Source organism: Streptomyces sp. NPDC005794, assembly GCF_042871445.1.
Classification (GTDB): domain Bacteria; phylum Actinomycetota; class Actinomycetes; order Streptomycetales; family Streptomycetaceae; genus Streptomyces.
Genome location: NZ_JBIAIN010000031.1, coordinates 57,121 through 68,160 on the forward strand (window position 1 = coordinate 57,121; position 11,040 = coordinate 68,160).

General features: G+C 72.5%; 10 protein-coding genes. 7 read left to right on the top strand and 3 right to left on the bottom strand.

Annotation, left to right across the window (positions count from 1 at the left end; genetic code table 11):
* Positions 1 to 200: 200 nt before the first annotated feature.
* The 5 genes from guaA to ACFYQ5_RS34215 all read left to right on the top strand — a co-directional run bounded on the left by guaA (position 201) and on the right by ACFYQ5_RS34215 (position 6,295).
* Positions 201 to 1,787, top strand: a complete 1,587-nt coding sequence (guaA, locus tag ACFYQ5_RS34195) for a glutamine-hydrolyzing GMP synthase (RefSeq protein WP_389203274.1) — start codon at positions 201 to 203, stop codon at positions 1,785 to 1,787.
* 200 nt (positions 1,788 to 1,987) lie between these two features.
* Complete coding sequence (locus ACFYQ5_RS34200; protein ID WP_389203276.1) at positions 1,988 to 2,743, top strand: SAM-dependent methyltransferase; 756 nt, start codon at positions 1,988 to 1,990, stop codon at positions 2,741 to 2,743.
* 129 nt (positions 2,744 to 2,872) lie between these two features.
* Entirely contained in the window at positions 2,873 to 4,141 is a 1,269-nt protein-coding gene (locus ACFYQ5_RS34205; RefSeq protein ID WP_389203277.1) for a hypothetical protein, read from the top strand.
* A gap of 75 nt (positions 4,142 to 4,216) precedes the next feature.
* Positions 4,217 to 4,759, top strand: coding sequence for a DoxX family protein (locus ACFYQ5_RS34210; protein ID WP_389203279.1), 543 nt, complete (start codon positions 4,217 to 4,219; stop codon positions 4,757 to 4,759).
* A gap of 255 nt (positions 4,760 to 5,014) precedes the next feature.
* A complete protein-coding gene (locus ACFYQ5_RS34215) occupies positions 5,015 to 6,295 on the top strand; it encodes an LPXTG cell wall anchor domain-containing protein (protein ID WP_389203281.1) in 1,281 nt (426 codons plus the stop codon).
* A gap of 114 nt (positions 6,296 to 6,409) precedes the next feature.
* On the opposite strand, the gene ACFYQ5_RS34220 is transcribed toward ACFYQ5_RS34215, so the two are convergent.
* Together ACFYQ5_RS34220 and ACFYQ5_RS34225 are read right to left on the bottom strand one after the other, a co-directional pair.
* A complete protein-coding gene (locus ACFYQ5_RS34220; protein ID WP_389203283.1) occupies positions 6,410 to 6,676 on the bottom strand; it encodes a hypothetical protein in 267 nt (88 codons plus the stop codon).
* The gene (locus tag ACFYQ5_RS34225; protein ID WP_389203284.1) at positions 6,663 to 8,006 is read right to left on the bottom strand and encodes a PspC domain-containing protein; all 1,344 of its coding nucleotides are present in this window, start codon (positions 8,004 to 8,006) and stop codon (positions 6,663 to 6,665) included. The genes ACFYQ5_RS34220 and ACFYQ5_RS34225 overlap by 14 nt, the downstream gene beginning before the upstream one ends.
* 182 nt (positions 8,007 to 8,188) lie before the next feature.
* Between ACFYQ5_RS34225 and ACFYQ5_RS34230 the strand changes: the two genes are divergently transcribed.
* Positions 8,189 to 9,475: a PspC domain-containing protein gene (locus ACFYQ5_RS34230; RefSeq protein ID WP_389203285.1), complete on the top strand. Its 1,287-nt coding sequence runs from the start codon at positions 8,189 to 8,191 to the stop codon at positions 9,473 to 9,475.
* Positions 9,472 to 10,167 (top strand): response regulator transcription factor, encoded by a 696-nt coding sequence (locus tag ACFYQ5_RS34235; RefSeq protein ID WP_103516958.1) that lies wholly within the window; start codon positions 9,472 to 9,474, stop codon positions 10,165 to 10,167. The genes ACFYQ5_RS34230 and ACFYQ5_RS34235 overlap by 4 nt, the downstream gene beginning before the upstream one ends.
* Positions 10,168 to 10,180: 13 nt before the next feature.
* Here the strand turns inward: ACFYQ5_RS34235 and ACFYQ5_RS34240 are convergent, their stop codons facing one another.
* Positions 10,181 to 10,936, bottom strand: a complete 756-nt coding sequence (locus tag ACFYQ5_RS34240; protein WP_389203289.1) for a GNAT family N-acetyltransferase — start codon at positions 10,934 to 10,936, stop codon at positions 10,181 to 10,183.
* Positions 10,937 to 11,040: the final 104 nt, after the last annotated feature.

Genomic DNA, 11,040 nt, shown 5'->3' on the forward strand with positions numbered 1-11,040 from the left:
CGACCATGGCAGCCGGCGGGCCGGGTGCCATAGGTAAAGACGAAGGTCGTGTGCTGACGCATGGGGGCAAGTATGGACCCCGCCCCGGGCCCGGGGCCACGCCGGGCCCGGATGGTGAGACGGGAGCCCGGCGGGGCGACGTCCCGCGGCCGGTAGAATTGGGAGGACCGACCCCCTCTCCACCGCCGGAAGGCCGCCCCGTGCCAGCAGCACCCCCCGCCGCCCCCGACACCACGACCGACGTCGTCCTGGTTGTCGACTTCGGCGCCCAGTACGCCCAGCTCATCGCCCGTCGCGTCCGTGAGGCCCGGGTCTACAGCGAGATCGTCCCGTCCACGATGCCGGTGGCCGAGATGCTGGCCAAGAACCCCCGGGCGATCATCCTGTCCGGCGGTCCGTCGTCGGTGTACGCGGAGGGCGCGCCCAGCCTCGACCGTTCGCTGTTCGAGGCCGGGGTCCCGGTCTTCGGCATGTGCTACGGCTTCCAGCTGATGGCCACCACGCTCGGCGGCACCGTCGACGACAACGGCGCCCGTGAGTACGGCCGCACCCCGCTCGCCGTCTCCAAGGCCGGCTCCACCCTCTTCGAGGGCACGCCCACCGAGCAGCCGGTCTGGATGTCGCACGGCGACGCCTGCTCCGCCGCCCCCGAGGGCTTCACCGTGACCGCGTCCACGGACGTCGTACCGGTCGCCGCCTTCGAGAACGACGAGAAGAAGCTCTACGGCGTCCAGTACCACCCGGAGGTCATGCACTCGACCTACGGCCAGCAGGTCCTGGAGCACTTCCTCTACCGGGGCGCGGGCATCGAGCCGAACTGGACGATGACCAACGTCGTCGAGGAGCAGGTCGCCCTGATCCGCGAGCAGGTCGGCACCAAGCGCGCCATCTGCGGTCTCTCCGGCGGCGTGGACTCCGCGGTCGCCGCGGCCCTCGTGCAGAGGGCCATCGGCTCCCAGCTCACCTGCGTGTACGTCGACCACGGTCTGATGCGCAAGGGCGAGACCGAGCAGGTCGAGAAGGACTTCGTGGCCGCGACCGGCGCGAAGCTGAAGGTCGTCGACGCGGAGAAGCGCTTCCTCGACGCCCTGGCCGGTGTGTCCGACCCGGAGCAGAAGCGGAAGATCATCGGCCGCGAGTTCATCCGCGTCTTCGAGCAGGCCCAGCTGGAGATCCTCCAGGAGGACGGGCCCGAGGTCGCCTTCCTCGTCCAGGGCACCCTCTACCCGGACGTCGTCGAGTCCGGCGGCGGCACCGGCACCGCCAACATCAAGTCCCACCACAACGTGGGCGGCCTGCCCGACGACATCGAGTTCCAGCTCGTCGAGCCGCTGCGCCAGCTGTTCAAGGACGAGGTCCGGATGGTCGGCCAGGAGCTCGGCCTGCCGGAGGAGATCGTCCAGCGCCAGCCGTTCCCCGGCCCCGGCCTCGGGATCCGCATCGTCGGCGACGTCACCAAGGAGCGGCTCGACCTGCTGCGCGAGGCCGACGCCATCGCCCGCGAGGAGCTGACCGCGGCCGGCCTGGACCGTGACATCTGGCAGTGCCCCGTGGTCCTGCTCGCGGACGTCCGCAGCGTCGGCGTCCAGGGCGACGGCCGCACCTACGGCCACCCGATCGTGCTGCGCCCGGTGTCCTCCGAGGACGCCATGACGGCCGACTGGTCGCGTCTGCCGTACGAGACGCTGGCGAAGATCTCCACCCGCATCACCAACGAGGTCGCCGACGTCAACCGCGTGGTGCTCGACGTGACGAGCAAGCCGCCGGGGACGATCGAGTGGGAGTAACCCTCCCCGCAGGGTCTGCCGATGCCGTCGCTCATTCGCTTGGGCGGCGGCATCGTCGTACGCACCGGGCAGGCGACATCCACCGTGACGCGCTCACCCTGACGGTTCCGTTCCCGCTGGACGTCGATCCGACGCGATCAGCCGGCGCCCGCGCCGAATTCGGTGGAACTCCCTCCTGGCCCGTGGCATGGTGCACCACCATGCATGCCGAAGAAGTCCGCGCCCTCATGTCCGCCCCCGGCAACGACGGGCTCACGTGGAACACCCCGCTGTCCGAGGAGCACGCCGCCCACCTGATCGCGGCCTGCGCCCCCGGCCCCGGGGCGCGGATCGCCGACTTCGGCAGCGGCTGGGGTGAGCTGCTGATGCGCCTGGTGGAGGCGGCGCCCGGGTCCACCGGGGACGGCGTCGAGACCGACCCGGAAGCCGTCGCGCGAGGTCTGCGTCTCGCCGAGGCGCGCGGGCTCACCGACCGGGTGCGGTTCCACGAGGCACCCGCCGCCGGGTATCCGGGGGACGGTTACGACCTCGCCGTCTCCATCGGAGCCGCCCATGCCTGGCCCGGCGGCGCCCCGGAGGCGCTGAAGGCCCTGCGCGCCGCCGTACGTCCCGGTGGCCGGGTGCTGTTCGCGGACGGGTTCTGGGAGCGTGAGCCGTCACCCGCCGCGCTGGAGGGCCTCGGCGCGGAGCCGGACGACTTCGGCTCGCTCCTGGACCTGATCCGGCAGGCGGAGGCGGCCGGGCTCCGGCCGCTCCAGGTGACCGTGGCCGACCAGCGCGAGTGGGACCTCTTCGAGTCCGCCGCCAACATCGGCCGGGGCGAGCGCTGGGCCCTGGCCAACCCCGGACACCGGCTGCACGCCGCGGTGACCGAGGCCGTCGACGCCCGCCGCACCGGTTACTACGGCGGATATCGCGGGACGCTGGGCCTCGCCTACCTCGTGCTCAGCGCCTGACAATCGCACATCCGTGCAGCAGGCGCCCCCGGGCCGCCCCGATGTGGGACGGAGCTGCCCCGTACGGCACAATTCGCAGAAATCAGAGGCGAGTTGGTTGGACCGGGGCGGGAAAGGGCGGCGTTCTCCGTGGCGTTGGACGAGGCTAGGGCGAGAAGTGCGCACGGCGGTGGCTGTACGTGCGGCGACTGCCCGCACGGAGCACGCGAAGGACACCGGCGCGCGGTGGCGGCCTTCCTCACCAAGCGGGACGAACTCGCCTCCGGGCAGGGGCTGCCCGGCGGGGTCGCCCAGTCCGTGTCCGCGTCCCGGCAGTGGGTGTCGGACGAGCTGACCGAGTCGGCCCGCACCGTCGCGGCGCGCAGCCGTGAGGCCGGTGACGCCTGGCTCCACACGCTCTGGGTACGCACTCTCGTGGTCGTCTGGGGCGGCGTCGCCCTGCTCGTCATCGGCGAGGCCGTGACCGCCATCGGCGCCGGCTGGTCCACGGCCCGCACCGCGGGCCTGATCGCCGCACTCGTCACGGCGGGCCTGCTGACCGGCGCCGCCCGCGTCCACCGGGCACGCGGCGGCCTCCTCGCCCCGCTGATCGGGGAGGACAACCGGCTCTCCACCTCGCGCGCCGTCGCCGCTTCCTGGGTACTGCTCGCCGTCTTCGCCGTGCTCGTCCTCGCGCTGCAACTGGCCGGGGCGTCCGACCACGCCGACCGCGACGCACTGATCGAGGGCCTGGACCTGGTCCGCTCGGCCGGCGTGCTGACCGTGCTCGCGCTGGTGTGCGCCGTCGCCGTCCTGGTACGCCGGGTGGTGACCGTGCGCGTGCTGGGCCAGCGACTGCAGAAGCTGCGCGCCGACCGGCCGCGGGCCGCCGATCTGCTGACCGACGACTCCGGGCGCGGCAGCTTCACCGATGTGCAGTACGTGCTGGTCAGCGCCGTCGCCGTGCTGTTCGCCGCGGTCCGCCTGGCCCGCCGCCCCGAGCAGCTGCCGGATCTGCCGTGGGGCCTGGCGGTCCTGGTGGCCGTCTCGACGGCGACGTACTTCGCCGGGAAGTACGCGGAGGGCGGCCGGCCGGTCATCCTCTCGGTCGTCCGCGCCCGGGAGGCCGGGGATCTGGACGCCTCGATCCGTACCGGCGACGACATCGAGATCCGCGGCGCCGGATTCGTCCCGCCCGGCGCGGGCAGCCCCGACCGGCTGGCACGGGTGGTCGTCAGGATCGGCCCGGTGCATGTGCACGTCCCCCTGATCCCGGTCACCGGCGGGTTCGCCAACCCGGCGGACACGGTGCTCACCGTGCCGGTGCCCGTCGAGGTCGAACCCGGCGCCGTGGAGGTGCAGGTCGTCACGGCTGCGGGCGTGGAGACGAATTCCTGCCGCATCGACGTCACGGACTGACCCGTATCCCTGGTGAGCGGCATCGAACCGGCGTACGTATGGTCTGTTGAAGGGCCAACGGAAGGCGGGGCAGCGATGCATGGGTACAGGGGCGGTTCCTACGGACTGGACGAGCCGAGAGGTCTCCGGGACCGCGCACGGCAGTACGCGCTCCTTCCCCTGAGGATCTTCCTCGGCGTCACGTTCGTCTACGCGGGGCTCGACAAGCTGACCGACAGCGCGTTCCTGTCGGCGAGCGGCACCGGTTCCGTCGGCGAGACGATGAACGCCGTACGCGACAGCGCGGCGGTCCCGGGCCTCGTCGACCTGGCTCTGAAGAGCCCCGAAGGCTTCGGCTACGCCATCGCGATCGGCGAACTCCTCGTCGGCCTCGGCACCCTGGCGGGCCTGTGGGCGCGGCTCGCGGCGCTCGGCGGGGCGCTGATCTCGCTGAGCCTGTGGCTGACGGTGAGCTGGCAGACCGAGCCCTACTACTACGGCAACGACCTGGTCTACCTCGTTGCCTGGCTGCCGCTGCTGCTGGCCGGGGCGCCCTACTGGTCGCTGGACGCCTTGAGGGGAAGCCGAGGGGGCGGGCGGTTCCAGGTGCGGCGTGGGCCGTCGGCGGGCAGGGGCTGAGAAGGACGTGCGGAACGACGCGGCGGGAACGCCGACGAGCGGGTGGTGCCCTCAGGAGACAGTCCCCTGGGGGCACTTCTCCGATGCCGCGGGCCGATACCCCCGCCTGGTGCACCCGTGGCCCGCGCCGCCCCAGGGCCCAAGTGCCGCCTCTCGCTCGCGCAACCGTTCGGTGCCGACAGATGTCTTGGGTGTTGAAGGACAGTTCCCCCTAGGACACCATCCATTCACCCGCGTTCCGCAGAGGTTCTCTCCATGCTGATTTCCCCGCACATCCGCCGTGCCTCCTCCACCGCTGTCGCCGCGCTGAGCGCTGCCGGCCTGATCGCGCTGGGCACGACGCCTGCCGTCGCCGATGAAGCCGCAGCCGATCTGGTCGTAGGGAACATCGCCCCGATCGACGGGGTGAAGCCGGGCAGCACCTTCGACCAGCCGGTCACCGTGGCGAACAAGGGCGACAAGGCCGCCGACAAGGCCTGGGTCGTCTACTCCGTCACCCGTGGACTCGACTACGCGGAGATACCGTCCAACTGCCAGGCGCACCAGGTCCCGTCGTACGACGAGATGACCGAGAAGTCGAACGTGGTGTGCGCGTTCGACCAGGCGCTGGAGCCCGGCGTCGCCTACACGCCCGAGAAGCCCCTCGGCATCAAGGCACTGGACCGTGCGCTCTACGACGACCTGCGCGTGAGCGTCTGGGACACCGAGCCGGGGCTGGACGATGCCGCCACGCCGCCGGTGGCCGGGACCGCACCTGCGGTGGAGCTGGTGGAGCATCCGGCCGGGGGCGAGGCCACGGAGGACGCCGTCGACGTGCCGGTCTCCTCCGTCAACACGGCCGACTACCAGGTGACGGGCGCCGACCTGAAGGGCCGCGTCGGCGACACGGTGACGCTGAAGGCGAAGTTCACCAACGCCGGGCCCGCCTGGACGCTGACCAGGGAGGGGGACCCGCTCCTCAAGGTCCTGATCACGCCGCCCGCCGGAACGTCGGTCGTCAAGCCCCACGGGTACTGCGAGGCCGAGGGCGAGGCGTACGTCTGCGGCACCAGCCAGCGCTGGGTCAACGAGGGCGGGGGCGAGACCTACACCTTCCAGTTGAAGATCGACAAGCAGGTGGAAGGCGCCAAGGGTTCTGTGGCACTCAGCACCCAGGCGCGGCCGTTCGACCCCGACAAGACCAACGACAAGGCCGACATCACGCTGGACGTGACGGGGGGCGGCTCGACCGGCTCGACCGGGTCGACCGGATCGACGACGGGATCGACCGGCTCGACGACGGGATCGACCGGCTCGACGGGCTCGACGGGCAGCACGGGCGGCAGCTCGGCCGGCGGCACCGACGGCGGGTCCTCGTCGACGGGTGGTGCCGGCTCCTCCACGACCGGCGGTGACGGCTCGACGACGACCGGCGGCAGCCTGGCAGCCACCGGCTCCTCCTCGACGACGCTGTCGATCGCGGCTGCCGCAGCGGTGGTCGTGGGCGCGGGCACCGTCCTCGTCGTGCGCCGCCGCCGGGCCCAGGGCCTGGGCTGACGTTTCCCCGGCCGACGCCTCACGCCGCCCGCATCCGCCCGCCCTCCCGGCGGACGGGCGGGCGGCGTGCCCACTCCCCGGCTCGGGTCTGCCGTCCACCGGCGCCGACGTCACTCACAACGCATCGGTGGAACCACCGCGCGACGGCTCCGGCGCCGCCGAGGTCTCCGCCGATGCCTTCCGCCCGTCCCGGCGCCGCCGCAGCCGGTAGCTCACCCAGGTCACCGTCGCCGCCAGCCACAGGCCGCCGAGGAACACGGGGGCGACGAATGTCCACGGGATGGTCCAGGCCCCCGCCGCGTCCGCCGCGTAGCCGCCTGCCAGGGTCAGCATGACGAGGCCCGCCACGGCGCGGCCCGGCCGGATCTCATGACGCAGCACGGGTGACCTCCAGCTGTCCGATGCCGAGGCCCACGCCCAGCTCGACGGTGCCTGCGGGTTCGCTGTTCTCGGGGCGTTCGATGGTCTGCCGGACCCGCCGGTCGGGGGCGATGTCCACGTCCTTGCGCCGATCGGACGGGAACTGGATGTCACCGAGACCCACTTCGGCGTCCACCTTCACCGTCACACCCTCCGGTACGACGACGAGCGCGCGGCCCACTGCGACCTCGATGCGGGTACGCAGGGTGTCGGCTTCCGGGACGGTGATCCGGGACAGGTCGAGCTTCGCGACCCCGGTGCCCAGCTTGTACTGAGGCTGAACCGCCGCGACCGAGGCCGGGCGCCATTCCTCGCGGATCCAGTCGGTGCCGATGTCCTTCGGGACGGCGGAAGCTCCTGCCAGCAGCCCCGCCGTGATCATGGCCAGCAGGATCGTGCCGAAGCCGGTCCTGCCGAGTACGGAGGCGACCAGCAGGCCGAGGCCGAACACCCCGAGTGCCGCGGTGAGGCCGATCTGCAGGCTCGTCCCCAGCGGATGCGTCTCCCAGCTCAGCCCCGCGCCCAGGCCGCCCGCGAGCAGGGCGAGCAGGAAGACGAGGCCGCCGATCGACCGCGGGCCCCGGGTGCCCGGCGCGCGGTAGGGCGGGCGGTACGGGGCGTCCGCCGTCGGCCTGTTCCTGTCGGCCTCCGCGGCTTCGAACACCGCGTCCGCAGGGCCCCACAGGTAGCCGGTTCCCGGCGGACCGGTCGTGCCGTCCTTGACGATCGGGTCCCGCCACCAGGACGGGCTGCCCGGCGTGGGCGGCGCCTTCACCTCGGGTGGCGCCCCGTGGCCGGCCGTGTGCGCCGCGCCTTTCGGGGCCTGCGCCGTCGTACCCGGCGCGCGGTAGGGCGGTTGGTGCGGGGCCGTCCTGCGGTGCTGCGTCCAGACCGAGAAGCCGATGACGCTCAGCGAGAGCATCGCGGCGAAGGCGAGCATCCCGCCGTTGTGCAGCATCGACAGCAGCAGCCCACAGCCCACCAGGGCCAGCAGCAGCGCGATCAGAGAGGCGCCCTCGACGCGGCCCGAGAGCAGCCGGCGCGCCTCGTTCTCGTCCTCGCCCTCCACGGGGAGCAGCAGCCATGCGAAGCCGTAGAAGATCAGGCCGATGCCGCCCGTCACCGCGAGGACGCCGAGCACGATCCTGAAGATCACCGGATCCACGTCGCAGTACCGGCCGAGCCCGCCGCACACACCGGCCACGACCTTCTGCCGCGGGCTGCGCCGCAGCCGCGGTGCCGGCTCGGGGGGCGGCGTGACGCGGGGGGAGGCGTCCTGGGGAACGGTCATGGCTCCATGGTGACGGTCCGTACGCCGTCGTGGGACCCGCGACGACCCTGGCCGATCCCTGATATTGCCTCCCGGAGGCCCCTGGGGGCCTGCCGGTCCCGGCCCCGTACGTCCCCGCCCTCAGGGTCGGGTCCGGGCAGACCCTGATGCCAGGACCCGCCGGCCCGTGTGACGATCGGTGCATGCCAGCAGCCACGACCAGAGCCCCGAGCTCGCACCCCCCGGACCCGGAGGAGCCGGCGCCGCGCAAGCTGTACCGCAGCGCCGACGGACGGATGCTCGGCGGCGTCGCGCGCGGGCTCGCCGGACATCTGGGGCTGCCCGTCGCCTGGGTCCGGTTCGTCTTCCTCGGACTGTTCTTCGCGGACGGCATCGGCGCCCTGCTCTACGCCGTGTTCTGGATCGTCGTACCGCTGGGTGTCGGCGGGGTCGAGACACCGCGGTCCCTCTTCGAGACCGCCCCGGACGGCCGGCGCAGACTCCGCAAGCCGGACCAGGGCCAGGTGTTCGCCCTGGTCGCGCTGCTCATCGGCGCCGTGGTCTTCGTCGGCAACGTCGACATGGGCAGCGAGGCGGACCGCTACGTCTGGCCGGCGCTCCTGATCGGCGGCGGCTCCGTCCTGGTGTGGCGCCAGGCCGACAACGCGCGACGCGCCCGCTGGATGGAGGTCGGCCGCCGCCGCCGGGTGCTGCACCTGGCCCGTGGGCTGGCCGGTGTCGCGCTCGTCGGCCTCGGCCTCGCCGCCTTCATGGTGGTGCGGGGCTCGGCGGCCCAGCTCGGCACCGCGCTGACCGCGGCCATCGCCGTACTCACCGGCATCGCGCTGCTCGCGGGCCCCTATCTCGTACGGATGACGCAGGACCTCTCCGAGGAACGCCTGATGCGCATCCGGGCCCAGGAGCGTGCCGAGGTCGCCGCTCATGTCCACGACTCCGTCCTGCACACGCTCACGCTGATCCAGCGCAACGCGGACGACGGCGGCGAGGTCCGCAGGCTCGCCCGGGCCCAGGAGCGCGAGCTGCGCAACTGGCTGTACAACCCGGAGGGCACCGGCAAGGAGGAGGCCGAGGAACCGACGAGCCTCGCCGAGGCGGTCAAGCGCGCCGCCGCCGAGGTCGAGGACAAGCACGGAGTCCCGCTGGAGGTCGTCGTCGTCGGCGACTGCCCGCTCGACGAGAAGCTGGCAGCACAGATGCAGGCCGCACGCGAGGCGATGGTCAACGCCGCCAAGTACGGTGGCGAGGGCGGAGCCGTCCAGGTCTACGCGGAGGTCGAGGGCCGTACGGTCTTCGTCTCCGTACGGGACCGGGGGCCGGGTTTCGACCTGGACGCCGTCCCGGACGACAGGATGGGCGTACGGGAATCGATCATCGGCCGGATGCAGCGCAACGGCGGTACGGCGCGGCTGCGTTCGGTGCCCGGCGGGGGCACGGAAGTCGAGCTGGAGATGGAGAGGGCGAGCGAATGACCGAGAACACCGAAGCGACCGGGGGGCCGGAGCGCCGGGTACGGGTCGTGCTCGTCGACGACCACCGGATGTTCCGCACCGGGGTCCAGGCCGAGATCGGCCGCACCGAGGAGACCGGGGTCGAGGTCGTCGGCGAGGCCGCCGACGTCGACCAGGCGGTGACCGTGATCACCGCGACCCGCCCCGAGGTCGTCCTCCTCGACGTCCATCTCCCCGGAGGCGGCGGTGTCGAGGTGCTGCGGCGCTGCGCCCCGATGATGGGCGCGGTCGAGAATCCGGTGCGCTTCCTGGCGCTGTCCGTCTCGGACGCCGCCGAGGACGTCATCGGCGTCATCCGCGGCGGCGCCCGCGGCTACGTCACCAAGACGATCACCGGCGCCGACCTGGTCGATTCCGTCTTCCGGGTCCAGGACGGCGACGCGGTGTTCTCGCCGAGGCTGGCCGGATTCGTCCTCGACGCCTTCGCGTCGACGGACGCGCCCCCGGTCGACGAGGACCTGGACCGGCTGACCCAGCGCGAGCGCGAGGTGCTGCGGCTGATCGCCCGGGGATACGCCTACAAGGAGATCGCCAAGCAGTTGTTCATCTCGGTGAAGACGGTCGAGTCCCATGTCTCGGCGGTGCTGCGCAAGCTCCAGCTCTCCAACCGGCACGAGCTGACCCGGTGGGCGACGGCGCGGCGGCTGGTCTGAGTCCTGCTTCCGCTCAGGCGGGGTCGAGCGAGATGTTGAGCTTCTCGCCGGCCCTGCGGTAGCCGATGCCGGCGTAGACCCGTTCGACGTCGGGGCCGCCCGGCTCCAGCCACACGGTGTGGAAGCCGCGCTCGAACGCGGTGCGGGTCAGCCAGGCGGAGAGCGCCGCGCCGACGCCCCGGCGGCGGAAGGCGTCGTCGACGGCCAGTCCGGCGAGTTCGCCGATGCCGTCGACTGGGGTCGAGCAGCCGCCCGCGCCGGCGGGCCGGCCGTCCACGGTGGCCAGTCCCGAGACACCGCCGCCCTCCGTCGCGTCGCGCAGCCAGGCGATCTCGCCGTCGTCGGGGCCGCCCTCGCCGCCAAAGCCGGTGTGCTGGACGGCGGCGGCGGAGGCGAACTCCGCGTCGGTGACGGGCTCGGCGATACGCAGGCCGTCCACCGGCTTGGCCGCGAGCAGGGCGCCGGCGGTACAGGCCAGGACCGGGGCGCGGTTCTCGATCGTGAAACCGGCCGCCAGCAGCGCCGGTTCGACGGCGGGTGCCCAGGCGGGCAGGAATTCGAGCCGGGGCAGCCGGTCGTGTGCGCGGAACGCGTCGACCAGGTCGGCGATGTCCCGCGCGGTGGGATCGGCGCCCTGGTCGGGGATGGCGTAGTTGGCGAACTTCAGATCCCAGCCGGGATTGTGGCGCACCGTGAACGGACCCACCCGGTAGTGGTCGGGGGAGCTGAGGGCGAGTGCGCGGGCGTAACGCTGGATGGCGGTGTCCATGGGCCAGGGAGCCTAGACCCGGACTTCGCGGGTCACCGTTTCAGGTCTGTGGCCAGCGGGTTTGTCCGATGTCGGTATCGAGGAGATCGAGGAGGTGGAGTTGG

What these genes read in the sequence shown, in the direction of transcription:
- ACFYQ5_RS34225 (WP_389203284.1), bottom strand. Translation starts at nt 8,006, where the DNA reads ATGACCGTTCCCCAGGACGCCTCCCCCCGCGTCACGCCGCCCCCCGAG.
- ACFYQ5_RS34235 (WP_103516958.1), top strand. Translation starts at nt 9,472, where the DNA reads ATGACCGAGAACACCGAAGCGACCGGGGGGCCGGAGCGCCGGGTACGG.
- ACFYQ5_RS34240 (WP_389203289.1), bottom strand. Translation starts at nt 10,936, where the DNA reads ATGGACACCGCCATCCAGCGTTACGCCCGCGCACTCGCCCTCAGCTCC.
- ACFYQ5_RS34210 (WP_389203279.1), top strand. Translation starts at nt 4,217, where the DNA reads ATGCATGGGTACAGGGGCGGTTCCTACGGACTGGACGAGCCGAGAGGT.
- ACFYQ5_RS34215 (WP_389203281.1), top strand. Translation starts at nt 5,015, where the DNA reads ATGCTGATTTCCCCGCACATCCGCCGTGCCTCCTCCACCGCTGTCGCC.
- ACFYQ5_RS34230 (WP_389203285.1), top strand. Translation starts at nt 8,189, where the DNA reads ATGCCAGCAGCCACGACCAGAGCCCCGAGCTCGCACCCCCCGGACCCG.
- ACFYQ5_RS34200 (WP_389203276.1), top strand. Translation starts at nt 1,988, where the DNA reads ATGCATGCCGAAGAAGTCCGCGCCCTCATGTCCGCCCCCGGCAACGAC.